We start from the raw sequence: 23,565 nt of genomic DNA on the forward strand, positions 1-23,565 counted from the left end.
CCCACAGTTGAGTCGGCACCATTCTCCTACAGACTGACACAAACCAACAGCTTAGCTACGTTAGCACTCGTCAACTCAAGCGAGTATATCAAGCAACCCGGATACGCATATATCGCGGTGCGTGAGCCTGTACTCGAATTTTACTTGAGATTGTATCGAGGCGGTAGGCTTAGGAGAGCGATGCCGAGGCTTTCAGGTGGTTGCGGTCCAAGTGGCTTCAGATCTTGTTCAAAAAGATCAACACAGAGTATTAGATCTTTGTTATCATCATTAAATAGCTAAGCAGTAAAATAGGGGTAAGATGACGGTTTTGACTGTAATTTGGGAATTCGTAACAAACGTAAAGACTGAGCATTTGTCTTTGTTGGTTACATCTTTAGGTGTATTAGCTGCTTATATCGCAGTCTATAGGTGGCACATCGAGCAACGGTGGAAAAGAAAGGAGGCTCTTTTTAATTTTTTGGACAGCTTTCTCGATACACCAGGCGCTCACAATGCGACGATGATGTTAAATAATCAAGAACGCGAAATTCCGCTCTGGAGTAAATCAGCGCCTGAGGACAGATATACTAAGGTGAGTTGGGGCGATATTGCCGTAGCGTTCACCGTCGATAGCTCGGGAGCTTTATCAAGTAATCCAAAACATACAGCTATCAGGGATTGCTTCGGAGACTTCTTCGGGAGGCTCAATCGCCTTCAACTTTTGAGGGAGGAGAAGCTTCTTCCGATCAAACAGGTTGGTTTTGTTATGGAGGCCTGGGTGAGGATTTTTGCCAGAGATTACCGTGAGCCTCACATGACAAAAATTAGAGAGTTTTTGGAAGCCAATCGCTATAGCAAAATTCAAGCTCTTTTTTTTGAGCATGGCCTCAACCTGAAAGTCACGAACAATCCGAACAACGGATAAATTCCAGTATGGGCAGGGATCATGAGGTCGTATAACTGCGCTGATCAATTGAGCAAGTCGCTGACCATTGACATTCGCGACCCGTCCGACACGACTGCGATGCTATCGAAGCGGAACACATAGGCGAGCCTCATTAGGGTCGCAGAGCCAGCATCGTGCTACAGCTCCCGGTACGAACTAAACAGAAGCCGCGAGTTATCTTGATTGCTGGAAACTTCCTTGATGCGGTCTTCAGTAGTCTGAAGCTTTCCAATCGATTTCCCAGTCACAGCTGTCAGCAAACTCATCGATCACCCGCCACAGGTCTAACACAACACCCTCGTCGTCACCCCGACGAACTGTGTACCGGGTCCAAGTCATCACAGCCGTTGAAGGGTCTTGAGAGCTTATCTCAGGAACCGACATAAGACGTTGCGCGAAAGGGCCGACTTTAGACGCGGCCACCCGAACCACGATTGACTGTTTCCATCGTCCAAACCCATTACTGTTCAATAATTTCTCCTTGATTTTAGGACGGTAGCGGTGCGCGCTCTGCGATATTACGCTACGTCAATCGTGTATGAGCCCGCATCACTAATCGATAGGTGTACGGGTCGCAGACGCGAGTGAGACGCTGAAACGGGACAAAGTGCTTCCATACGGATCATGGTTCGCCAAACTGCCTCCAGGCCGCCACAATGGTTAATTCGAGCTTTACTTTGAATAGCTACTATTCGCATCGAATCCAGATTTGGTGCGTTTGGTGGCCATGACAGACCATGATCACCTCCCGAGATGGATCGCAGCGGCGTCGAGCGCCAAAACTCACCGCGAGATCTACAGCATAGCTCTGGAAATCCATGAGGCTGACGACGTTTCTCGGGAAGTCCGAAAGGCTGCTCGGAAAGTCGTGAAATGCCTTCGTGATGTTATCAACCTCCCCATAGCGGAAGCGAGCGTCTTGGCGAAGGCCGATCGGAAATTTGCGGAATTGGTCGAGGTGCTGAGATCAACTGCTGACCTACAGAGGTATGTCGCATAGGCCAGTTTCATCTCAAAACGATCAGCCTGGTTTCCCTATACTCGTCAATGGAACTGTAAGGGGTAGGGCCGGGGTGCGCTGCCCGGTGGGACGGACGACTTTGGCCTTGCGATCGATTTCGCCGGTAGCGCAGCCGTCCGCTCCGGAGAAAGCTGACGACAGCGGCTGGTTCCAGTGGACGCGGTCGGCACATTCACGCAACCGAAAGGCGAAGGCGGCATAATCACCTAAATGGCTTGGAGTGTGAGATGCGTTTCATGAAAGTAACAGCGTGGATATGGCTTGGCCTTCTCGGTGCTGGTGTTGGTCTTGCGGCTTTCGGGCTTGAGAAGCTGCCGATCATGGCTGGATTGATTATCGGCTGCGGTGTGGGCCAGTTGTTCGTTGCCGAGGCGATTACTGCCGATCCCGGCTATGCGGCGAAGGCAAACGTTATTGCGTTACTGCCAGCCGGGATCATCGTAGTTGGAACCGTGTTATTGTACGTTTGAAGCGACCGCTGTGTCTCAAGCGCGTGCGATCACTCGCTTCACCGCTGTCGCCGTCCACTGTCCGCCCCGTGGCGTTGGCTTACCGCTGGCATTGAGGGCGTCTGCGATTGCTTGAAGGGTCTCATTGTTCTCTCGCATCGACAAGATGATTGGCGCGACTGAGTGAGCGAACTTATCAGCATTGGCCTTGACCGCTACATTCCGCATCATCGTGGCATCACGCATACCGCCAAGCTTTACACCCCGTGCTTTCGCTGCCTGAAGAGCCGACTTTGTCCGGGCGCTGATAAAGTCGCGTTCTTGCTCAGCCAGAGCGGCGTAGATGTGTAGCTGGAACTTGTCGGCATTAGGCATAGAGGCAACGCGAAGATTCACCCGCTTATCGTCCATGATCTTGGCGATAAAAGACACCTTACGGCTAAGCCTGTCCAGCTTTGAGACCAGCAATTCGGCACGGGTCTTGCGAGCCAGTGCGAGTGCTTTCGCCAATTCAGGACGTTCGTCGTCGGCACCTGATAGGACATCTCGGAATTCGGAAATGACTTCGTAAGGTACGTCTGAGAACTGGGTAAGGAAGATGTCGATGTCGCGCTGCTGAGCTTCCAGACCCAAGCCTGATTTGCCTTGCTCTTCGGTGCTAACACGGGTGTAGACGATGTACTGCTTCAACGGCTTAGTCTCTGTGGCTGATACGACAGATATCACCCGCAGTACTTCATTGTCAAATGTCATAGGTCGTTGTGCTTGATATGGACGCCAGTTGCGAGCGGTTGTCAACTGGAAGTGAACAGTAGATGCGAATCGTTCGCAATTTGTCCGAATGTAACGGTATTACGTGGTTCGGCAGGGAGTTTCTTCCGGATCACGCAGGCCGGGCGCGAAACGTGGTCAATGTCGGATGGCTGACATTAGTCGACAGGGTATTCAACTTCCGTAATGTCATTCACCCGAACAGATAACTTCCCGCCTCGCGATCGTACCTTATTGGATGCCGTAGGATGCTTATCTGTGATTGCGTCGAGAAAGAGAGGGACGTCTTCAACATTCCCGAAGACGTCCTTGTACCGAATTGTGACCGCAAAACTAACCTCATTCCCGGACGTGAAGGTGTTATAGCGACGTTCGTCACTGCTGGTCGGTTCGGCTTCACTGGGGAAATCGTACTCCCAAAAGAAGGCTATATTCTCAAAGGTGATGGCCTTTGTGGTGACCGGCTGACACTGTATTCTCGAAGTTTTCGAACTTACCCCATTTGCCACGCGAAAATTTGATCTGGTTCCCAACACCTCATTTATTGTGACGTACCCAAACACCTCAACCGCCACAGCTGGTGAGTTTCCAATGTTTTCGATTTTAATATCGGCTGTCACCACGTCGCGCCGAAATGAGTATGTGGCAGCAGCACAGATGAGATACGCTTTAGTCTGTGCCTCACCAATCGACTTCGCGATGTCGGCAGCGGCTCTTGTATACTGAGCGGCGTGCTTGGCGTAACGAGCAGCCAGAGCGGCAGCAGCAAGCGTCCCTGTTCCTACCACGGTCCCTAAGACACCAAACAACCAAGCGGCCTTAGATGAACTCTGTCCAGCTTCTGCTGCTTGCCACTGAGCACATATGTCATTGCGGGTTGTTTCATCGATGGCGCATCTTGGATCTGGTTCGGTTGGTAATTGTGTCGCAGGTGCTGCCATCATTGGCGCGGGGACAACTGCGGCTGGTATCGGCGTCGATGGTAAGGTCGTCGCTGCTGAGGGTGCGATAGTGGCTGGTGAAGGCTGTTCGACCCGAGCGACCATGCCCTCTGTCGCTGCTGATGCCATGGTCGTACCGCTTACCAATAGGGTGAGTGCGACTGCTAAAATGGCAAAGCGCGGCATTGAATGAATTCCTGCGAAAATAGATGTTTGGTGGCCCTGGAAGATACGAAAAAGCGTCCCTGTGAAAATCAACAGGGACGCCATACAGTTTGACGACTTCTACTCAGACTGAAGGCTTCGATGTCGAGCGACGCTGCGGCTTAGGCTGCGCTTTGGGTTCGACCTTTGCCGGGGCCTGACCAATGCGGTTCAACACGATATGAGCAGGGTTCGGAAAGTGGTCCAATGCGGCACCAGTAGCAGCATCAACACCTATGCCAATGACACCGCCGATGAGTACGTTTCCAGCCAGACCGGCTGCTCCGTTACCGCCGACCTTGGTTTTGATTTCAATCGAGCCCTTCTCGTACCCTTCCTTTTCCGCAAACGCTGTAAACTCGGTCTTTCGCTTCACTTCAATGGTACAGGGCGAACGTGGGCAGTATTGTCCAGTCGATGTACTGATCTTAGCGTCGTCTGGAGATGCGGTGATTGTCACAGATTCCGTTGTGCCACGAGTGATCGACCCGCAACCCACCAGCGCGAGTACAGCGGCAGATGCCGCAAGCATTTTCAACTTCATGATGTCCCCGAGATTGCCCATTCTACTTACGTAATAAGTAAACTGCGTAAACCCGGAGTTGTCCATACGGAGCGGGGCAACTCAGTAAAAGAAATCTCGTGTCATCCACAGAGTCCAATCGCGGGTGGTAGGAAACACGTCGCTAACACCAATTCGGCCAAGGTGCTAAAACGCGATCTCATCATCTAACTTACGGTCGCAAGGATCTTTGTCTGGTGCTGGTAACTGCTTGCGTGGCGCTTCCAAACACTCGCGTATTTGAGCGGTGGGGTGACTTTGGGCGGCGTAATCTCTGATGAACCACGATGGACTAACAAGGTGGACCGATACTGAAGAGCAAGGCAAGATCGATTGATCCTCGCTTATTTGGAGCAGCTTGATGATCCGCCTCATCTTGGCTTTAGTCGTACTGATTGTCCTTTCGGTTTTTGCCATTCCATTCGTGTTGGTGAAGACGGCCACTCCATTGGAGGTCATCTACGTTGTTCCACTCGCACTCGGTATCGCCATTATGATTAAACGCCTCACTGGTACTGAAGGTCGAAGAAGTGATGATCGGGCAGCGAAGCTTGGCGAGTGGGCGGCGAAAAAGATTGCCGAGAAATTTGGTCTTCAGCCGCGAAAAGAGCCAACAAACCAGGAAAGAATGATCGCGGCTGCTGTTGGTACCGCCGTTGTTATGCTTCTCGTGATAGCGGTTTACTTCACTCAGGCCGGAGATCGCTGGTACGGCGTTATATTCGGCTTATGGCTTGTTGCCATGTTTACCTCGTGGGCCGTACGCCGTCCGAGCTTACAATCGCCCAATGAAAGTGAGTAATCTTTTCCCGAGGTTCTGACATGAGACAACGGCGCGTCTGGAAAAAGCTTCGCTCGGTGGAAGCCCTACAAAGGCATCAGATCAAACCAGCTTGCTTGCCGCGTTCATCGCATGGGCTCTGCTGGTCATTGATCATATTGGTACCGGTCGCCGGGGCGGGCTGGTCGTCGCCTTATTTGAGCCTGTCGTCGCGATTTGGTTATTCCGAATACTCGGTGTGATCTTCATCGGTTTGACTGTTTGGTCCATCTGGTTTGAACGCAGACAGGATCGGCAACTGAAGCGACAAATCGAAAGAAGACACGACATCGACAACAGCATTCGTCGGGACGTCTGATTTCGACTTCCTTTACCAGAACCGTCATCGTCTCTTGATCCCGCATTCGGGGCTGGATAAGCCGCTGCTCGGAAGACCCCCCCATCATCGACCATGATGCTCCTACGACCTCCAGAAGGGCAGGGCGATCCGATCCAGCCTTGCCCTTTGGCGTCACATCATCATTATCCGCCGTTCTTCGCTTGCCTTGCGTTACCTGACCGGCGTTGATAGTCATTCCGCTGGTCCGAAGCCAAACCCGGACCTCCGACTTGGAAGGTTCTGTCTTCGTGACAGCCTTCCCTTTTTCGAGCGGTCGAAGTGTGTTACATGCCCTGCCAGTCAGGGGCTTCCGATTTTCCCTGAGATTAAACGCGTTTTATATTCAGCGGCAGTGGCGATACCTGGTCTTTCGACACTTAGCGAAAATTGCCGAAAACGAGCCTCTACAAGCCCTATGCCATAAGGGTTTTGAGCTGTTTCATTTCCCTAAGATTAGCCATCGTGGATCGGGTGACGCCGGGCACCACTTCAACCCCTTGAATTACGGTTCGGTACTGGATCACTCTGTTCGATGTGGTTTTGTCCCGTCGCGCCATCCAGATCCGAACAGCGGATCGCAGAGATTGGCAGTCTTATCCATTAATCTGAATTGAATCTGGCAGGGTTCAACAGGTCGCTACAAGGTCCAGCAGCTACCTTGAGGTTAGCCATTAGATAGGTGGAAAATATAATCTTTACCGATCTCATTACCACGAGTTCTATGGGGCCGCGAAGCGGAACCATACTGGCGTAGCCAGAGACTGGATTTGGTAAGGATCGATTTTCTTGACTGAACCCTATTGAATTTCATTCGTATTAATTCAGAATCATTGGCTTCCCATAAAGATATCTATCTATACCAAATTCATTTGAATCTCATGTGACCATGTCGTCTATGAAATCTTATGTTATTGATTGGCTTACTTCGCTACGCTCGTAAGCTGCCGTCTTTTCGCTACGCTCAAAGCCGCCAGTGACTTGTGGTTTTGACATTAGATTCCATTACCGATCCATGGAATCATAAGAAAAGTGATCAGATAACCTCTTATATTAAAAGAGAAAAGCTAATCACCAATAGGATCTCTGATGTGGTGCCCGATCACTCAGAAGCAGGCGATTTTCTCGTCTGGAATGGTGTTCTCTCGATCGAGAAACAACGCAATAATTTTCTACCCAAGATCGCGTCTGGCCGTGTGTCTGGACGCTAAATAAAGCCGGAACCGAAACCTCGTTGGACTGTGGTCTTCCGTTCCGAAGGTCATGTCCGAAGGTTAGGTTCCATTTCCCGTATTGATTTGAAAAGGTCAAAGGGTCTGGTGAACTGTCCAACGAGGCACCAGACCCTTTTTCACGTCATCAATCAACAGGAAGGGAAAATGCTCCATCAATCACTCAAAATCCCCCACGCGAAGCCGACATTTCATTACGTAGATGCCCATGCCGGAAGCGGCAAAACACACTTGGCGCATCAGTTGATTCTTCAACAAGGCGGCTTATTCACCATCGCCACCCAGACAAACGACCTATCCGATCAGCAAGCGAAAGATCTTGAGAGTATCGGCTTGAATGCGACTGTAATCAAGCAAATCAAATCCACCGACAACTGTACAAAGAAGTACGTTCGCCATTGTAAGGACGGTCGCGACAGCGTTGCCCTTATCAACCAAAACGTCGCGCTTCAGGATATCGAAGAAGCCGCCAAACAAAACCTTATTGTGGATGAATTCTGTAATCCGGTTCGGAGGACGACCCTCACCGAAGACATATCCGCTACTCGCGAATTTATTGGCGGACTGATCAAGGCAAAGCCTTGCGAATACCGAGGCTGGCTTGAAGTCGTGGACACTGATGACACCGCCGAGATTGCCGAGTTCGGCAGAAAGCGGAAGTCATCCATTCAGTCTCACGTCATCGAGCTTTGTAAGCAAATTCATAGTCGCCATTTTCGGAGCTTCGTATACGCCAAAAACTACGTTGGGTTTAAGTCTGGCTTGCCAGATGATGACGGGGTTTTCCCGGAACACGACGATTCAAAAAAACGGTTGGTGGTCTATTCATTCGTTCAGCCATCCATTCTCGCCAATTACAAATCGGTGACGTTCATGGGCGCGAATTTTCACTATTCCAAGCTCTATCGATATTGGGCTGATAAGGTGGACTGGACCGCGCATCCGGACATGACTGGCGTTCGCTATCAGGACTTTGCCCACAAAGCTCCGTTGATAGATCTTTATCATCTATCGGAAGACCTGTTGTCGTGGTCCTTCCTCGACAAGAAAATTGGGTATGAGAACTTCGTAAGCTCAGTCGAAGGCGTCATTGATCAGCAATTCCCGTATCAAAAACACATAGTAACTCTCAGCGCTAAAAGCGATGCTGAATGGCGGCTCAAAACCGGCACTGCGATATCCCCGAACCCAGTTGGTCTAAACGCGTATCAAGACATCCGGCTCGCTGTTCATTTGGCACCTTTACGCCAGTCCGACATGGACAGCGCCATATGGGAAGCAGTTGCCGGAATGACGGCAGCGGATCTGTTCGTCTCACAAGCTATTGAATTGCTGTACCAATTCTTGGCGCGTACCGCCGTCAGGGATGGCAAGCCTCACTCCGAATGTGAGCAGCGTCTTTCCTTTGTTGGGCTCGACCGTGCGCAAATGGAGTATGTTGGGACGATCTTCGGTGTGAGCAAACCATCGGTGCTGCTCAACGTCCCGGCACTGACCGAGTACGTGGCTGCGCCACGCAAAGTTCGGTCTGACAAGATGTCTCCCGAAGAGAAGAAGACGGCAAGGGCTGAAGCTACGAAACGGTATCGCGAAAAGCGGAAAGCCGAAGCCGCGTCTTCTCAGCCTGCGGCTTGATTCGAAGCTGTCATAGATGTTTCCGCCAGTCGAAAAGCGTTGGTTCTGGCTGTAGTGTCTCTTGAGGTGTATGGTTCCCCAAAATAGCATTCAGGGCATCAGTAGGGAGTGGAGCAGCGAGTTCGGTGCCATTGAACTCAAGGACGCGGAGAACTCGTCGCTCTTTGACCTTTCCGTCGACAATGCGGCTTGCCAACTGAACCACAAGGCTGTCCGTCACGTCGGTGTGGAGGTCTTTCAACTTCACGCGATGCCAAAACTCCTCATCGTCAATGACGAAATAACAAGGGTGGTGCCTTACGTCCTGTCCTTTCCACTTACGTGTTCTTTGATCCTCTTTATCCCAATTTGGCGAACTGACATGGATGCGTTCAACCGAAACAGTCCACTGTGGGGGGGCGTCCTCGTCTTCCTTTCTGGTGGGCTTCTGTGCCCGTCCGGCAAAGGAACTACGAGGGATCGGAAAGTGATCTTCTGGTGAAAAGCCCAGACGGCGCACGTGTTGGTTATTGTAACAAGCGGCATAAAAATCAGCACGAGCATCAAGCGCCTCCACAAGATCGCCCTCCGCCAGACCAAAACTTTCGAGCTGTTCGGTTTCTTTCTCAAGGATGTTGCGCGTCATCGTCGTCAGGAAGTTTTCTGTCGTACGGCAAAGCATTTCGTCCCGCTTTTGAGCGACCAGATCCACCTTAGTCGAAGATTCGGCGGGTTTGTTTGCGACTGCCGGCTGAACGGCGAGCTCCGCTGTTTGCTCGATTAACTCACCTAAAGATTTTGCCCATTCAGACGGCGGTTTGCCGGTCAATCCCTCGATAAAGCCCGCAGGGGTATCGCTATCTAAAAAGAGAACTATTCCGGCTGCGACTGGAACTATAACCTTCAGTTTTTGTAAAAAATGACCTGAGACCCTAAACTTCCGCCAGATTTTGGTAGAGTCCGTCACATCAAGGAGACGGACGAATGAAGCGTTCACGGTTCACGGAAGAACAGATCATCGGGATATTGAAGGAGCAGGAGGCGGGTGCGAAGACAGTTGACGTCTGCCGCAAGCACGGCATCTCGGACGCAACCTTCTACAAATACAAGGCGAAGTATGGCGGCATGGACGTGTCCGATGCCCGCAAGCTGAAGGCGCTCGAGGACGAGAACGCCAAGCTGAAGAAGCTCTTGGCCGAGGCCATGCTGGACAATGCGATCCTGAAGGATGTCGCGTCAAAAAAATGGTGACGCCCGATGTGAAGCGGGATGTGGTGGCTCATGTCTGTGCGCAGCATGGGGTGAGCCAGCGTCGGGCGTGCGAGGTTCTGTCGTTAGATCGGTCGAGCATGCGATACCGCAGCGTGCGGCCTGACGATGCGACTATTCGGGAGGCAATGAAGAAAGTGGCGTCGGAGCGCCGACGCTTCGGTTATCGCCGCATCCACGTGATGCTCGACCGTCAGGGGATCGTCATGAACCTGAAGAAGCTTCGACGTCTCTATCGGGAGGAGAAGCTGACGGTGCGCAAGCGCGGCGGCCGAAAGCGGGCCTTGGGGACAAGACGCCCCCTGGCTCTGCCGTCACGCCCCAACGAGCGCTGGAGTTTGGACTTCATCAGCGATGCCTTCACCGACGGTCGCCGCTTCCGGGTGCTGGCGGTTGTCGACGACTTCACCCGCGAATGCCTGTGCCTGGTCGCCGACACATCTCTGCCGGGCGCTCGGCTTGCCCGCGAGTTGGACACCCTTATCGTCAGACGGGGGAAGCCGAAGACGATTGTCTCGGACAACGGCACGGAGATGACCAGCATGGCCATCCTCAAATGGTGCCAGGAGACAAAGGTCGAATGGCACTACATCGCCCCCGGCAAGCCGATGCAAAACGGCTTCGTCGAAAGCTTCAACGGCAGCTTCCGTGACGAGTGCCTCAACGAGACCCTGTTCTCGTCACTCACCCAGGCCCGCGCCGCCATCACCGCATGGAAGGAGGATTACAACAGGAACAGACCCCACTCGTCGCTGGGCAACATCACACCCAGAGAGTTCGCAATGAAAATGGCTATGGAAAAACAGGCCGCATGAGGCCAGATTGAAAACCCAAGACTCTCTCGAAAACTGGAGGGGAGTTGGGTCTCAGGTCAAAAAGTGCCTTCGTCTGGTGGTAGAACAACAACCTCATAATTGAGGCTACTGCCAAATAACGCGCTATCAAGAGATGAGATGATACGACGTGCGCTTTCAGCGGTCTGAATGAAGGTATCGAGCCGGATGTGATGTTCTTCCACATCGAAGTGTATGGATAGAGTATTAGCCTGGCCGTCGTAATCGAATGAAACGTCTGTCGGCATAGAGCGTGTTTCCTCACATCCTCAACCATCACGCTAATCGTCGCGACGCTCATAGAGCAAGTAGTGAACCACTGCTTTTGCGTCGAAGCCGGTGGAAAAGTATTTCATGCCCGTTGGAAAGCGGCGTCACGACCGGCTGGTGGCTGATTTCAACTCATCGACCGAGTTGGCGAAGCTGTTGATCCGAGATCAGTTGTCGCTGACCCGCATGGATGACCACATCAGTTCCAGTAGGGTCTCATTCGATAAGGCGTCTATCAATGCCTGTTTCTCATCCCGAAGAGCATCGACGGCGGCGTTCTCTTTTTCCGTGAGAGACAGGACTGGGTTTCCAAATTCATCCATTGCCCCGATTTTCGATCGGCGAGACAGGTAGTCATCTACACTCTTAGCCAAGTCAGAAATGTACTGCTCGATATCAGTGCTGAACACGAAAGCGCTACCAAGAGCAATGTCGTCGAGGGTGCGTGAGGTTGCGGTACTTATCCCGAATTTGATCATATCTTTGTGGACCTTCGACAGTCTCTTGAATAGCTCGAACCGTTTGTCGAACAAGTTCAAGCGATATGTCTGGCTTGCGCTTTTCTCTGCCTGCTGATGTTGAAGAACGAGCAGTTCATTTTGGCTGCTGATCGTCTTCATCTGGGCGTCAACGACCTTTTGGTTCTCCCCAAACTGGTCGCGAGTTTCGTCCAGTTCCTGCCGTTGGGTTAGGACCGCCGCAACAAGCCAGATGAAGGCCAAGGGGGAAAATACCCCGGCCAAGAAGTCACCGATCTCATTCAGCTCGCCAGTTGTGATGAACGTCCATGCTCTCACCGGTCCGACAATCCACAGTGCGCCAGTCAGATAGACCACCGTGAATATGCCCGCCGCCCAAAGCCAATTAGCCTTCTTCGCCCAATCCGTCATCGATCCTGCCAAAGGTCGCGAGTAGCCCGCGCAAAGAGGCAGGGTTCTTGTTTATTCTACAGATGTTCGTGACTGGTTCCGCAGATATGACTTTTTGCCAACAAGATATTTTTAAGCTGTTGTTAAGGCGCTGGCCCATCCGAGCGAGATAGTCGCTGGAACGGCACGACATTATGACCAGCAACCTCTGTCTGAACGTCCTGCCGCTGATCCGGTCGCTCGAAAATCGTGCCGGTGTAGAATGAGGGCAAGCCCGTGGTATCGTGTAGGCATCTGCCGATGGACATGACCTTCTTCATCCGAAAGCCGTCAAACACCGTGTAGCAGGTGGAACCCGCTTCACCACTAAGTATGCCGGAGTGAACTTCGAAAGCGATCCTCTCACGATCACCGGGGATGATGCGTGCCATGACATCTTCGACAGTTACGCCTCTGACGACCTGTTCCAAGGTGAATCCGTAGAGACTGGCAAATATCGCATCGCCGGTAAGGCAATTATCTACCACGTTCCAGTTGTAGAACCCTAAGTTAGGAACGTCGTTTTCACTGAAGGCCATCTCAAACCCCTGATCGAATCATACCAATTCTGCCATTAATGCGAGTATTCGTAATTGCTAATTTTAACCAGTGAGTTGTAGTAGTAGAGTCAGTTAGCGCAGGGGTCGCGTAGGTCAATCGTCCCAGACGGACGGGCGAAGGTTGTGCCTTGCCGCCTACGCCAACAGCGCGGAAGTCAGGCAGACGACTCCGATCATCAGTCCCATCGCGATCATCGTTACAAGATGGTTTTGCTTTGGCCTGTTACGGCAAGGTGTCGCTGGAGTGGGTGTTCTGGAGGTCGCCAGATAGGCCATGAAGTTCTTCCTCTTATCAATGAGGAAATGACAAATGATCAGTTTGGTTCCGCCTGTGAATAATGCGGGAGACGCCGTTGACTCAGATCAAAGAAGAGAACACAACAGGAACACTCGCTACCGAGATCAGGTGCCATGATGTATGCCAGTTACACCTTCAATCCCCATGACACCGACACCGATCTTGCGGAGACTGTCTTGGCGGCACACAGCGGCGATGCTCTCGCTGCCATACGAAGCGTGATCGCGGACGCGGCGCATTTACATGGCCAGTTGGAGATAGCAGCGGCATTGTTGAGCCGTGGGGCAGGGCGCGGATGGAAACCAAATTTTCGGCGGGATTGAGCAGTGGACGCGGCTGAAGCTGTAATTGACTGCTTGAGCAAGCTTGGTTTGAAGCCCGGCGATGAGGTCAATATCTTCGCCATCGGGGCACCGCTCGTAGACAAGGGGTTTGACCCAGATGCCATCATTGATGGGCTGTACACACTGGAAGCTCAGAAAGTAATCCGGCTGGTGTCCGGCAATCAGATCTCACTCCTAAAGCCGCTTTAGCAAACATATTCGTTTGATCTAATCAACAACGTTGTCTGCTGGCGAGACTCGATTTGTTCCAGTCTTTCGACTACGTGTGATGATCGTGTGAGGACCGGGGCATATACATGGACAGCATATACATCGTGACGGTCTTCCAAGACGATGTCGGGCGTGTGTTCTTGTGCTCGATGGTGATGCTGTCACCGGACGGCCTTTACTTAGTATGCCAAGACGGTGGCGAGTATCGTTTCCCATCAGCCGATCTAATCGGGATCGAGTCTGTTAGATCGGCAACGGACGTCGCAGAGCGATGGGATCGGCGGTAGCAGACCCAAACGAAAAAAGCCCGTGCGGAAGGAGCCACCACCGCACGAGCTTTTGTCCATCACCAAGGCGCTGTCGGGTGTCAGTCGAAAATAGAAACTTCCTCATATATGCGTTTGCGATTTTTGGCGTGTTTGGCTGCGCTTTCGAGGTAATTCGATCGCCGTAGTTCACTAATCATCGAGTCGTATATGCGGAAGAAGCTTCTTCGGATTTTTTGATCGTTTATCAGGTTTTCATAGGTGAAGTTCATTCGTATCTTCCAGAGAAGCTACGACGTCTTTCATGATATATCCGTGTTTCGCGTCAGTCGTTGCGAGTTGCGTTAGTTGGTTTTCTTGCTTTTTGAGCGAAGGTATTCCGCTTGTTCGAGTGATTTCAAAAGTCCATCGAGCTTTGATTCCAAATCAAACCCAAGACCGTAATCGCCCGTTTGCCCGGCGTTGTGACCCACGATTGATTTCAAGCAATCGTCCTTCACGCCCTTGTGGTTTCGGAGCAGATCTACGAGACGATGCCTGAAGCTGTAGGTCGTCCTGTCTGGCGCAACGGTCTGTATGATCTTGTTCATTGACTGCGTCAGGTTCTCAGCGCCTCCGCTATAACAATAGCGTGGGAAGCCGTTAGGATATCGCTTGAAGATGTCCAGCGCCTCCGGGACGAGTGGTATGGATCTATGGCGAGCACCACCAGTCTTCAGCCGTCTGCGATTTTCATTGACGCCAATCTTGATGTAGGGGATCTCGACGTCTTGACCGACATGGATATCGGAGGGTGCGAGCAACGCGATTTCCTTGGCGTGGCATCCCGTCAACTCCAGTACGATGGAAATTGCCTTCAACTCATCGTTCGCATTTGAAGCCGCCATAGCTTTGCGGACGGCAATGATCTCGTCTTCAGAGAACGGCTTGCGGGTTTCGCCATCCCCTTGATGTTCGATAACAGCGTTTTCAAACGGATTGCGATTGTCCGGATAGTCCGCTTGGAAGACTTTGCGAACTATGGCATTTAGAAACAGCAGCTTCTTCTTAGCTGTCTCCGATTTCATCGATTTTGCGTCAATCAATTTTCCGAGCTTCGCGGCATACTCGAATGCTACGAAAGGCTTGATGTCGAGCACATCGAGATCGCCCATCGTGGCTTTGAAGTGGGCGACGGGTTCAGCGTAACGATTGAATTTCTTACGCTTGGCGTCTCGATCCAGATCCGCCCATTTGCCAGAGGAAAGATCTTGATACCGGGTGAAAAGCTCTTCGAGCGTGAGCTTGGGCTTCATCGCCCCTGCTAATGCGACCTTCTGAACATCGTTCGGCTTCGCCAGCATATCCCAAGCGTTCAGGCGAGGGCTTAGAGCCCCGATTGTATCGATCACAGACATCGCCGCGATCTTTGAATCGGTCTCATAGTTTATTCCATGAGCGGCACACGCGTTCTTGATGTGACCGAAGTCAGTAGGGTCAGTCGTTGCGAGTGACCGAGCAAGGCGATGATACTCTTCGATCTTGGGTGATGCTCGCGTGATGGCAATGCCAGGGTCATCGGTCTTCAAACTTTTCCAATATTGGGTCTTGTTGAGAAACGGCAGAAGTCGAGTCGGATAGACAATCCGAAGATGAAAGATTCCCTTTTTTCCACGGCGGGTTATTGAGCATTCGTTAGACATAGGTTTGTTCTCAGCAGTTTTAATTGCGCGCACGTATAGATCTCTCCGAGAGAAATTTGATTTATTACAATTTTTGGGGGATCGATTGCGCGTCACGGCTGTATTTTGAACAGTCCAGAATGACGGCGGAAGCGTCAGATATTGCGTATCTGTGGTTTAGTCAAGTCCCACCGGAACTTTTTCACATCTAAGCTTCGTTATCTCCGAAAATCCCACAAAATTTGCTTTCAAATTAAATTTTGATGTTCGAAGACTAACTGGATATACTTGATTTTGTTCGCGATAGGAATGATTTGCCGATCGCAACGCTGTTGCGAGCCTTGATCGCAGTCGAATCAGCAGTCAACTGACGGCGATCTGAGCAAGTCTTGTCGCGTTTTGTGCGAAAAAACATCGGATTTCGTTGAAAACGTTGAATAATTTCTAATCTGGAAACGAGAGAATGGCGCACCCGACAGGATTCGAACCTGTGACCTTTGGAATCGGAATCCAACACTCTATCCAGCTGAGCTACGGGTGCATGCCGAAAAGCGATGACTCGCTTCGTCCGATGAGACGGTTCTTAACCCAGGATGCTTGCGGCATCAATTGGCAAAATCGGGAAATCGCAGCCTGTGGGCAAGATAGCGGCCGTGGGCGTCCCGCGGGGCTGCGTCGGGGAGAGGGAAAGTGGGAGTGATCCCTTGCAATTTTCGCTGGGGACAGGGATATCGTCGGGGCAGGGCCGTATCTGGCCGCGAGGGGAGCAGGCACGCATGATCGATCCGAACCACCCGTTTTATGGGCCGCTCTGGCGGCGGATCCTCATTCCGGCGATCTGCTTCGGCTGGGCTGTGTTCGAGCTTTATGCCGGTTCGGTCACCTGGGCGGTCATTTCCGGGGGTCTCGGCCTTTATGCGGCCTACAAGCTGTTCCTCGAAAAGCGGCCGGCTGCACCGGTTACGATGGCCGACCCTGTACAGGACCAGGATGCGCCGGCCGACGATGCGCAGGTGCGCAATGCGTCTGAACTGCCTGCCGACAGGACGTTCGACAAGACCTGAACCTTAAAATCAGCCGAACATCCGCGCGTGGATTTCCCGCGCCCTGATCGCCTGGTCGATCAGCAGGTTGGCGATCTGCATCCGCGTGGTCGCCGCCGGACGGAACCGCTCGGCCACGCCGTCCGGATGGTTGGTCTTGGCAAACCGTCTTCGCTTGTCGTTGAGCGTGGCTTCCGTGTCGACGTCGACAATATCAAGTTCGCCGGCAATCTCATCCGTCGTCAACCGGGTCAGGTGTACAGGTATAGACGGTTCTACCGGATCGACCGGCTGCGGCTGCGGGGTTTCGGATGTCAAATCACCTGGCGAAGGCGGAGCTTGCGCCTCCATCTCTTGCTGCGTGCCGGCTCCCGGTTCCAGTTCCGAGATGTCGGCGAGGTCTGCGAAATAGGCGTTGGTGTCGCCAGTCGCACCTGTCTCGGGTTCCTCGTCGGTCGTCGAGACGACGAAACCCGTTCCAAGGCCGCGGACGCGGAAATCCGCTGCCGCCTCTGTCGGTTGGTCGTCGTCGCGCTCGCGCTTCAGCCGTGTCAGCACCGACTGGAAGATCGATTGTCCCAGCAGCATTTCCGCTCCCTTGCTATCGGCGCAGACAATCATGCCTGGATGGTGCCGGGCTTGCGCGAGAGTCGTTTAAATTTACGTAAACAACGACGGCTGTCTTAGGCAGCCGATCCCGATGTCACGACTGGCTTTGTCCTTGCGTGGTCTGGCTCTGCCCGCCCTGAACCTGGCTCTGTCCACCTTGGCTTTGGCTCTGTCCACCGCTCTGGCTTTGCGAACCCTGGGTCTGTGAGCCTTGAGCTTGAGTCTGGCCCTCATCCTCCACCGTCAGCGACACCTTGAGGTTTTCGCCGAACGTCTCGGAGACCCGGCCGATGCGCATGCCTGAGATCGGGGCTGCGTCGCGGTAGTCGAGGCCGGTGGCGAGCCGCACATAGCGCTCGTCCGGGCAGACGTCGTTGGCCGCATCGAAGCCGACCCAACCGAGGCCCGGAATATGCGCCTCCGCCCAGGCATGCGTCGCCACCTGTTCGGTCGTGCCCTCCATCAGAAGATAACCGGAAACATAGCGGGCAGGGATATCGCGCAGCCGCGCGGCGGCCAGGAAGATGTGGGTGTGGTCCTGGCAGACGCCGGTCTTTGCGGCAAGCGCCTCTTCGGCGGTGGTTTCTGTCGTCGTGGTGCCCGGCGTATAGGCCACGGTCTCGTGGATCGTTTCCATCAGCGCATGCATGCGGGCAAGCTCGCTGTCGCCGGTCAGGCCTTCTGCCAGCGCCTTTACCAGCGGGCCGGCTGCCGTGCGCGGGGTTTCGCGGAGAAACAGCCAGAGCGGGCAGAAGCCCTGATGGGTGCCGAAAACGCCGGCCTTGTCCACGGTTTCCACCTCGCCTGAGGCGACGATGCGGATCGTGTTCTCGCCGCCTTCCGACGACACCAGTTCGACGCGGTTGCCGTACTGGTCGGCATAGCCCGCCTCGACCGTGGCGCCATCCACGCTCACCGTCCAGTTGATGATCTTCTGGGTGGATCCTGCGGTCGGCGTCAGGCGAAGTCGCTGCAGCGAATAGGGCAGCGGTTCGTCATAGGTATATTCCGTCGTATGGGAAATCTTCAGGCGCATTGTTTCAAATCCTCAAGGGACGCCACTCGGCCCGTCCTACTGGTAAAAGCGATAGCCTTGCGAAATCTCGGCGCTCAACTGGTTGTTGCGCGATACGAATTCCTCGAGAAACTCATGCAGGCCGTGATCCATGATCTCGGTGATCGATCCCCGCGTCAGCGTCGCGCGGATCGCGTCGGCCGTGTCGTGGGCCGTGTGCCGCTCTGCGTATTCCCGCTGCAGGTAGCCGAGATTGCTGACGATCTTTTCGTAGCAATAGGCAAGCGAGCGCGGCATCTGAACTTTCAGGATCAGGAAGTCGGCGATATTGCCGGCCTGATAGTCGCCGTCATAGACCCAGCCATAGGAGCGGTGTGCGGAAACCGAGCGCAGGATCGATTCCCACTGGAAATTGTCGAGTGCGCCGCCGACCTGGCTGACGGAGGGCAGAAGCACGTAATATTTCACGTCGAGAATGCGGCTCGTGTTGTCGGCGCGTTCGATAAAGGTGCCGATGCGCGAGAAATTGTAGAGATCGTTGCGCAGCATGGAGCCGTGAAAGGCACCGCGGATGAGGGCGCAGCGGTGCTTGATGACGTCGATCAGTTCCGGCAGTTCGGTGGCCTTGAGGTTGCGCGCAAGCCGTGCCTTGAGATCGAGCCAGGCCTCGTTGGTGGCCTCCCAGGTCTCGCGCGTCAGGGCGGTTCTCACCATGCGGGCATTGTTGCGGCCCGATTCGATACAGGACAGGACGCTCGACGAATTGGCCGTGTCGCGCAGGAGATAATCCACCGCGTCGGCTGCCGTCAGCTTGGCATGCACCTGCTTATAGGCATCGCGCACGCCCGCACTTTCCAGAACGCCGTGCCAGTCCTCGTCGGAGGATCCGGCCCGCGTCAGCGAGACGCGCAGGCCGGCATCGACGAGTCGGGCGATGTTTTCGGCACGCTCGATGTAGCGGAACATCCAGTAGAGGCCGTTTGCAGTTCTTCCCAGCATGTTTTACGCCCTCAATCTTCCAGTACCCATGTGTCCTTGGTGCCGCCGCCCTGGCTGGAATTGACCACCAGTGAACCCTGTTTCAGGGCCACGCGTGTCAATCCGCCGGGAATGATCTTCACCTTGTCGGACACGAGGACATAAGGGCGCAGATCGACGTGGCGGGGGGCAACGCCCTTGTTGACGAAGATCGGCACGGTGGACAGAGCCAGCGTCGGCTGGGCGATGTAGTTGGTTGGTCGCGCCTTCAGCTTTGCGGCAAACTCGGCGCGCTCGGCTTTCGTCGCGGTCGGGCCGACCAGCATGCCGTAGCCGCCCGATCCATGCACTTCCTTGACTACCAGTTCCTCGAGATGCTCGAGCACGTATTTGAGGCTGTCGGCTTCCGAGCAGCGCCAGGTCGGCACGTTTTCCAGAAGCGCCTTGCGGCCGGTATAGAACTCGACGATCTCAGGCATGTAGGAATAGATCGCCTTGTCGTCGCAGATGCCGGTGCCCGGCGCATTGGCGATGGTGATGTTACCGGAGCGGTAGACGTCCATGATGCCAGGAACGCCAAGCGCCGAATCCGGCCGGAATGTCAGCGGATCGAGGTAATCGTCGTCGACGCGGCGGTAGAGCACGTCGATCGCCTCATAGCCGCGCGTCGTGCGCATCTTCACCTTGCCATCGATGACACGAAGGTCCGATCCCTCGACCAGTTCGACGCCCATCTGGTCGGCCAGGAACGAGTGCTCGTAATAGGCGGAATTGTAGATGCCGGGGGTCAGCACCGCGACACGCGGCCGTCCCTTGCAGCCGGGGGGTGCGAGCGAGGCCAGCGACTGGCGCAGCTGGCGCGGATAATCCTCCACGCGCTGCACCTTGTTCAGGGTGAACAGCTCGGGGAACATCTGCATCATCGTTTCGCGGTTCTCCAGCATGTAGGAGACGCCGGACGGGGTTCGGGCATTATCCTCCAGCACGTAGAACTGGTCCTCGCCGGTGCGCACGATATCGGTGCCGACAATGTGCGTATAGACGCCGCCCGGCGGCTTGAAGCCGATCATTTCGGGCAGGAAGGCCACGTTCTTCTCGATCAGCTCGCGCGGAATGCGGCCGGCCTTGATGATTTCCTGCTTGTGGTAGATGTCGTCGAGAAAGGCATTGAGCGCCACGACGCGCTGCTCGATGCCTTGCGCGAGCTTGCGCCATTCGCGGGCGGCAATGATGCGGGGAATGATGTCGAAGGGGATGAGTTTTTCGGAACTGTCGGCATGACCATAGACCGCGAAGGTGATGCCGGTCTTGCGGAAGATGTTTTCGGCATCCTGCGTCTTGCGGATCAGATGCGCCGTATCCTGGCTGGCATACCAATCGTGGTAGGTCTTATAGGGCAGACGCGGCTGGTCGTCCGCGGTTAACATTTCATCAAATGCCAAAGGTATGTTCCCCATTTTTGGTCATAAGAATACAACGGCATTGGCAATGCAAGAACCATGCTCAGTTGCGTATGACAAATATACGACCCGTCCTGATGCGGTGAGATAGGGCCTGAACGACGATCAAAAAGGGCAACTGCCGATGGAATTAGCGACGGCTCATCTTCGGTCGTAGAAAGACCGCTCGTCAAAGCAGCAACTGCCTCATCGCTGATCACACCGGAGACCGGATCTTAGTCGCACACCGTCAGATGCGCTGATGGGAACGGTGAGTATTTCTACTTTGACCGCGTCGCCGCCACAGCCTAATCAGACGCCGGATCATTTCCCGTCCACCGGCCTTGTCAAAGCCACTCTCCGGAACATTCCGATGCTCGACCGCCTGGCTCCGGCCGTTTTTGTTTTCCTGTGGTCGACCGGGTGGATCGTCGCCAAATATGCGTCCGCCCATGCGGACCCCGTCACCTTTCTGGCCGCCCGGCATGCACTGGCGGCCGTCGTCTTCCTTTGTCTCGGGCTTTCCCTGCGGGTCACGTGGCCGAAGACCGGACGCGAGATCGGCCATGCGGTGCTTTCAGGCATTTTTCTGCACGGGCTTTATCTCGCCGGCGTCTGGTATGCGATCGGGCACGGCGTGCCCTCGGGGTTGTCGGGCATCATTGCCGGGCTGCAGCCGCTGATGACGGCGGCGGTCGCGCCGTTCCTGCTTAGCGAAACGCTCAGCCGCCGGCAGAAGCTCGGCCTCGCGCTCGGCTTTGCCGGTATCTTCATCGCCATCTCGCCGCAGCTTTTTAGAAGCCTGTCGGCCGGCATGACCGGGCTTGGCCTGCCGCTTCTCCTCAATCTCATGGCGATGGGGTCGGTCACCTACGGCACGATCTACCAGAAGCGCTACCTGCAGCAGGGCAACCTCGTTGCCATCGGCACGCTGCAATATGTCGGAGCGTTCATCGTGACGCTGCCGGTCGCCTATCTGATCGAGCCCATGCGCTTCGACTGGACCACCCAGGCACTCGCCGCCATGGCCTGGTCCGTCATCGGCATCTCGCTCGGTGCCGTCGCACTGCTCCTCTACCTCATCCGCCGCGGACAGGTTTCACGCGCAGCCTCGCTGATCTATCTTGTGCCGCCCGTCGTTGCCGTCGAAGCAGCAATCCTCTTTGGCGAACCCGTGACCCTCCCCATGGTCACCGGCACCGCGATCGTGGTTCTCGGCGTGTATCTGGTGAACCGCAAGGCGAGGGCGGGGTGAGGGCCATTTGAGGCTGAACCTCTCTCGCTCCGACCTCCTCTGCGTCAACATGGCGGATGTTGTACGCAGCCGTTCTCATGTACTGCTCCGCCACGCTCGTGAATGCACTCAAAAGCCTGGATATCACCGACATGTGGGATTGGTTCCCGATCGTCTTCTTCCCGCTCAAGATCATCGTGCTCGGCACAGGCATGTTCTTCGCCATCAAGTGGCATAGGGATCAAGAGAAGAAGAAGTAGCGGGATGTCCGCACGGTGAGCGTACGAAGCTGGCCCTCGTACAAGCGGTCCGATTTCTGGAAAGTATGGGCAGTGAGACTATGTGGCTTTGAGCCGCTAGCGGACGAATGCGCTTCGGCAGCGTCGCGCCATTTGCAGTCATTCATAAGCTTCCACGCCGCTTTGCTTGGCTGTAGAAAAAGTGTGCTGAATAGCAAGTGAGCTGCGTGAACTTGGCGGCGATGATAACGAATGCGATAGCGGCAGCGTAGAAGATGACGGGGTTGTCCACGGCTCTTACGAGAGGCCCTCTTCTACCTGGTATTTCACCAATAAAGAGGCACGTTATTGCGAGGCCCAAGAAAATCGGTCCCGACAGACCTACGCCTATTATGACGCACCACGTCTGCAATTTATCCTTCATGTTCGTCAATCTCCCGCAGCCGAAGATAGCGACTTTGCTGCATCAATTGAGTGAAGGAAAAAGGTAAAATTACATAGCGGAGCTATGACCGCTCCGGCCCAACTGCGGTCATTCACTGCCAATTTTACGACAACGCTGCCAGGGTGTTGAGGAAGGCGCGGACGGCGGGGTTCGACCGTCGGCTCTCGGGCCACAGCGCCGTGATATTGTGCCGGTCTACCGCATAATCGGCCAGAACCGGCACAAGGGCTCCACGCCTCACCCAAGCGCTTGCCATGAAACTGGTTGCCATTCCGATGCCGCTACCCGCTGCGATCGTCGCAAGCACGGCTTCGCTCGCGTCCACGATAATGCCCGAGGACGGCACGATCTCGATCTCCCTGTCCCCAACGCGGAAAGGCCAGCGGAATAGCTGGCCGCTACTCTGGTAGCGCAGGCTGACAGTCTCATGCTCTGCCAATTGGTCCGGGTGGGTCGGCGGACCGCGCCCGGCCAGATATTCGGGCGAGGCATAGCAACATAGCCGATGCGGCAGGAGGCGGCGTGAAAGCAGGCGCGAGTCTGCCAGATCGCCAATGCGGACCGCGACATCGAAGCCGCCTTCGATAAGATCAACCATGTGATCGCTCAAACGCAGGTCTATGTTAACCTTCGGATGGAGCCTGCGAAACTGAGGAAGCACCGGCGCTATGACGTGCAGGCCGATTGGCAAAGAGGCCGCGATCCGTAATGTGCCGGCGGGCTCAGTGCGCGCTGCTTTCGCCGCCTGCTCGATCTCTTCTGCGTCGTGCAGCAGCCTGAGCGCACGCTCATGCAGATCGCGCCCTTCGGGCGTCAGCGTCAGGGAACGTGTCGTGCGCGCAAAAAGCGAAACGCCGAGCTGCTTTTCCAGCCGCTGAATGCTTTTGCTGACCGCCGACGGTGAGATGGACAAGGAGCGGGCGGCGGCAGTGTAGCTTCCGAGCGAGCCGGCGCGAGCGAATGCAATCAGCCCCGTCAGCCTATCAATTCCCATTTGTTCCTTCATGGCACTACTAAAGCGAATTATCTGGTGATTATCAATCGAAGGAGTTGATCGTATCTTCA

The 23,565-nt window shown here is 54.4% G+C and carries 22 protein-coding genes, 1 tRNA gene and 1 pseudogene; 10 read left to right on the plus strand and 14 right to left on the minus strand.

Going from position 1 to position 23,565, the window contains the following annotated elements; translation table 11 throughout:
* The first annotated feature begins 301 nt into the window (after nt 1-301).
* A complete protein-coding gene (locus AC0JZ8_RS11035) occupies nt 302-907 on the plus strand; it encodes a hypothetical protein (RefSeq protein WP_471892488.1) in 606 nt (201 codons plus the stop codon).
* A gap of 1,269 nt (nt 908-2,176) precedes the next feature.
* Entirely contained in the window at nt 2,177-2,419 is a 243-nt protein-coding gene (locus tag AC0JZ8_RS11040; protein ID WP_471892489.1) for a hypothetical protein, read from the plus strand.
* 15 nt (nt 2,420-2,434) lie between these two features.
* Here the strand turns inward: AC0JZ8_RS11040 and AC0JZ8_RS11045 are convergent, their stop codons facing one another.
* The 3 genes from AC0JZ8_RS11045 to AC0JZ8_RS11055 all read right to left on the minus strand — a co-directional run bounded on the left by AC0JZ8_RS11045 (nt 2,435) and on the right by AC0JZ8_RS11055 (nt 4,858).
* Nucleotides 2,435-3,088 carry a recombinase family protein gene (locus AC0JZ8_RS11045; protein WP_471893357.1) on the minus strand — a complete coding sequence of 218 codons (654 nt, stop codon included), beginning with the start codon at nt 3,086-3,088 and terminating at the stop codon, nt 2,435-2,437.
* Nucleotides 3,089-3,327: 239 nt separating this feature from the next.
* Nucleotides 3,328-4,380, minus strand: a complete 1,053-nt coding sequence (locus tag AC0JZ8_RS11050) for a hypothetical protein (protein ID WP_471892490.1) — start codon at nt 4,378-4,380, stop codon at nt 3,328-3,330.
* 19 nt (nt 4,381-4,399) lie between these two features.
* Entirely contained in the window at nt 4,400-4,858 is a 459-nt protein-coding gene (locus AC0JZ8_RS11055) for a translation initiation factor 2 (RefSeq protein WP_471892491.1), read from the minus strand.
* Nucleotides 4,859-5,237: 379 nt separating this feature from the next.
* Between AC0JZ8_RS11055 and AC0JZ8_RS11060 the strand changes: the two genes are divergently transcribed.
* The 3 genes from AC0JZ8_RS11060 to AC0JZ8_RS11070 all read left to right on the plus strand — a co-directional run bounded on the left by AC0JZ8_RS11060 (nt 5,238) and on the right by AC0JZ8_RS11070 (nt 8,900).
* Nucleotides 5,238-5,678 carry a hypothetical protein gene (locus tag AC0JZ8_RS11060; RefSeq protein WP_471892492.1) on the plus strand — a complete coding sequence of 147 codons (441 nt, stop codon included), beginning with the start codon at nt 5,238-5,240 and terminating at the stop codon, nt 5,676-5,678.
* A 91-nt stretch (nt 5,679-5,769) separates the two neighbouring features.
* Complete coding sequence (locus tag AC0JZ8_RS11065) at nt 5,770-6,015, plus strand: hypothetical protein (RefSeq protein ID WP_471892493.1); 246 nt, start codon at nt 5,770-5,772, stop codon at nt 6,013-6,015.
* A gap of 1,397 nt (nt 6,016-7,412) precedes the next feature.
* The gene (locus AC0JZ8_RS11070; RefSeq protein WP_471892494.1) at nt 7,413-8,900 is read left to right on the plus strand and encodes a hypothetical protein; all 1,488 of its coding nucleotides are present in this window, start codon (nt 7,413-7,415) and stop codon (nt 8,898-8,900) included.
* A gap of 10 nt (nt 8,901-8,910) precedes the next feature.
* Here the strand turns inward: AC0JZ8_RS11070 and AC0JZ8_RS11075 are convergent, their stop codons facing one another.
* Nucleotides 8,911-9,876 (minus strand): hypothetical protein, encoded by a 966-nt coding sequence (locus tag AC0JZ8_RS11075; protein WP_471892495.1) that lies wholly within the window; start codon nt 9,874-9,876, stop codon nt 8,911-8,913.
* On the opposite strand from AC0JZ8_RS11075, the gene AC0JZ8_RS11080 reads away from it, so the two are divergent.
* A protein-coding gene (locus AC0JZ8_RS11080; protein WP_471891548.1) for an IS3 family transposase occupies nt 9,864-10,963 on the plus strand; the annotation gives its coding sequence in 2 pieces (ribosomal slippage) (nt 9,864-10,116 and nt 10,116-10,963; 1,101 coding nt in all). The genes AC0JZ8_RS11075 and AC0JZ8_RS11080 overlap by 13 nt on opposite strands.
* A gap of 56 nt (nt 10,964-11,019) precedes the next feature.
* On the opposite strand, the gene AC0JZ8_RS11085 is transcribed toward AC0JZ8_RS11080, so the two are convergent.
* From AC0JZ8_RS11085 to AC0JZ8_RS11095, 3 genes are all read right to left on the minus strand, one after another.
* Entirely contained in the window at nt 11,020-11,229 is a 210-nt protein-coding gene (locus AC0JZ8_RS11085) for a hypothetical protein (RefSeq protein WP_471892496.1), read from the minus strand.
* 189 nt (nt 11,230-11,418) lie between these two features.
* Nucleotides 11,419-12,141, minus strand: a complete 723-nt coding sequence (locus AC0JZ8_RS11090; protein ID WP_471892497.1) for a hypothetical protein — start codon at nt 12,139-12,141, stop codon at nt 11,419-11,421.
* 122 nt (nt 12,142-12,263) lie between these two features.
* The gene (locus tag AC0JZ8_RS11095; RefSeq protein ID WP_471892498.1) at nt 12,264-12,698 is read right to left on the minus strand and encodes a hypothetical protein; all 435 of its coding nucleotides are present in this window, start codon (nt 12,696-12,698) and stop codon (nt 12,264-12,266) included.
* Nucleotides 12,699-13,343: 645 nt separating this feature from the next.
* Between AC0JZ8_RS11095 and AC0JZ8_RS11100 the strand changes: the two genes are divergently transcribed.
* Nucleotides 13,344-13,550, plus strand: a complete 207-nt coding sequence (locus AC0JZ8_RS11100; RefSeq protein ID WP_471892499.1) for a hypothetical protein — start codon at nt 13,344-13,346, stop codon at nt 13,548-13,550.
* Between the two features lie 631 nt (nt 13,551-14,181).
* On the opposite strand, the gene AC0JZ8_RS11105 is transcribed toward AC0JZ8_RS11100, so the two are convergent.
* Both AC0JZ8_RS11105 and AC0JZ8_RS11110 read right to left on the minus strand, forming a co-directional pair.
* Nucleotides 14,182-15,552, minus strand: coding sequence for a DUF6538 domain-containing protein (locus AC0JZ8_RS11105; protein WP_471892500.1), 1,371 nt, complete (start codon nt 15,550-15,552; stop codon nt 14,182-14,184).
* 410 nt (nt 15,553-15,962) lie between these two features.
* Nucleotides 15,963-16,039, minus strand: a tRNA-Arg gene (locus AC0JZ8_RS11110).
* A gap of 235 nt (nt 16,040-16,274) precedes the next feature.
* Between AC0JZ8_RS11110 and AC0JZ8_RS11115 the strand changes: the two genes are divergently transcribed.
* Complete coding sequence (locus AC0JZ8_RS11115) at nt 16,275-16,562, plus strand: DUF3329 domain-containing protein (protein ID WP_430257457.1); 288 nt, start codon at nt 16,275-16,277, stop codon at nt 16,560-16,562.
* Nucleotides 16,563-16,571: 9 nt separating this feature from the next.
* Here the strand turns inward: AC0JZ8_RS11115 and AC0JZ8_RS11120 are convergent, their stop codons facing one another.
* The 4 genes and pseudogenes from AC0JZ8_RS11120 to AC0JZ8_RS11135 all read right to left on the minus strand — a co-directional run bounded on the left by AC0JZ8_RS11120 (nt 16,572) and on the right by AC0JZ8_RS11135 (nt 20,585).
* Nucleotides 16,572-17,129 carry a hypothetical protein gene (locus AC0JZ8_RS11120; RefSeq protein ID WP_471892501.1) on the minus strand — a complete coding sequence of 186 codons (558 nt, stop codon included), beginning with the start codon at nt 17,127-17,129 and terminating at the stop codon, nt 16,572-16,574.
* 232 nt (nt 17,130-17,361) lie between these two features.
* Nucleotides 17,362-18,186: pseudogene (locus AC0JZ8_RS11125) on the minus strand (transglutaminase family protein); the annotation flags it as partial.
* Nucleotides 18,187-18,222: 36 nt separating this feature from the next.
* On the minus strand, nt 18,223-19,164 hold the full coding sequence (locus AC0JZ8_RS11130) for an alpha-E domain-containing protein (protein WP_062455418.1): 942 nt from the start codon (nt 19,162-19,164) through the stop codon (nt 18,223-18,225).
* An 11-nt stretch (nt 19,165-19,175) separates the two neighbouring features.
* Nucleotides 19,176-20,585, minus strand: a complete 1,410-nt coding sequence (locus AC0JZ8_RS11135) for a circularly permuted type 2 ATP-grasp protein (RefSeq protein ID WP_062582734.1) — start codon at nt 20,583-20,585, stop codon at nt 19,176-19,178.
* 370 nt (nt 20,586-20,955) lie between these two features.
* Between AC0JZ8_RS11135 and AC0JZ8_RS11140 the strand changes: the two genes are divergently transcribed.
* Together AC0JZ8_RS11140 and AC0JZ8_RS11145 are read left to right on the plus strand one after the other, a co-directional pair.
* A complete protein-coding gene (locus AC0JZ8_RS11140; protein WP_471892502.1) occupies nt 20,956-21,837 on the plus strand; it encodes a DMT family transporter in 882 nt (293 codons plus the stop codon).
* Nucleotides 21,838-21,893: 56 nt separating this feature from the next.
* The gene (locus AC0JZ8_RS11145; protein WP_062455427.1) at nt 21,894-22,076 is read left to right on the plus strand and encodes a hypothetical protein; all 183 of its coding nucleotides are present in this window, start codon (nt 21,894-21,896) and stop codon (nt 22,074-22,076) included.
* Between the two features lie 527 nt (nt 22,077-22,603).
* Here AC0JZ8_RS11145 and AC0JZ8_RS11150 read toward each other — a convergent pair.
* A complete protein-coding gene (locus AC0JZ8_RS11150) occupies nt 22,604-23,506 on the minus strand; it encodes a LysR family transcriptional regulator (RefSeq protein WP_184653697.1) in 903 nt (300 codons plus the stop codon).
* Nucleotides 23,507-23,565: the final 59 nt, after the last annotated feature.

The organism is Velazquezella soli (assembly GCF_977018685.1).

Coding starts and splice junctions, on each gene's coding strand:
- AC0JZ8_RS11035 (WP_471892488.1), top strand. CDS start 302: ATGACGGTTTTGACTGTAATTTGGGAATTCGTAACAAACGTAAAGACT.
- AC0JZ8_RS11040 (WP_471892489.1), top strand. CDS start 2,177: ATGCGTTTCATGAAAGTAACAGCGTGGATATGGCTTGGCCTTCTCGGT.
- AC0JZ8_RS11050 (WP_471892490.1), bottom strand. CDS start 4,380: ATGGCGTCCCTGTTGATTTTCACAGGGACGCTTTTTCGTATCTTCCAG.
- AC0JZ8_RS11055 (WP_471892491.1), bottom strand. CDS start 4,858: ATGAAGTTGAAAATGCTTGCGGCATCTGCCGCTGTACTCGCGCTGGTG.
- AC0JZ8_RS11060 (WP_471892492.1), top strand. CDS start 5,238: ATGATCCGCCTCATCTTGGCTTTAGTCGTACTGATTGTCCTTTCGGTT.
- AC0JZ8_RS11070 (WP_471892494.1), top strand. CDS start 7,413: ATGCTCCATCAATCACTCAAAATCCCCCACGCGAAGCCGACATTTCAT.
- AC0JZ8_RS11085 (WP_471892496.1), bottom strand. CDS start 11,229: ATGCCGACAGACGTTTCATTCGATTACGACGGCCAGGCTAATACTCTA.
- AC0JZ8_RS11090 (WP_471892497.1), bottom strand. CDS start 12,141: ATGACGGATTGGGCGAAGAAGGCTAATTGGCTTTGGGCGGCGGGCATA.
- AC0JZ8_RS11095 (WP_471892498.1), bottom strand. CDS start 12,698: ATGGCCTTCAGTGAAAACGACGTTCCTAACTTAGGGTTCTACAACTGG.
- AC0JZ8_RS11115 (WP_430257457.1), top strand. CDS start 16,275: ATGATCGATCCGAACCACCCGTTTTATGGGCCGCTCTGGCGGCGGATC.
- AC0JZ8_RS11120 (WP_471892501.1), bottom strand. CDS start 17,129: ATGCTGCTGGGACAATCGATCTTCCAGTCGGTGCTGACACGGCTGAAG.
- AC0JZ8_RS11130 (WP_062455418.1), bottom strand. CDS start 19,164: ATGCTGGGAAGAACTGCAAACGGCCTCTACTGGATGTTCCGCTACATC.
- AC0JZ8_RS11140 (WP_471892502.1), top strand. CDS start 20,956: ATGCTCGACCGCCTGGCTCCGGCCGTTTTTGTTTTCCTGTGGTCGACC.
- AC0JZ8_RS11145 (WP_062455427.1), top strand. CDS start 21,894: ATGTTGTACGCAGCCGTTCTCATGTACTGCTCCGCCACGCTCGTGAAT.
- AC0JZ8_RS11150 (WP_184653697.1), bottom strand. CDS start 23,506: ATGAAGGAACAAATGGGAATTGATAGGCTGACGGGGCTGATTGCATTC.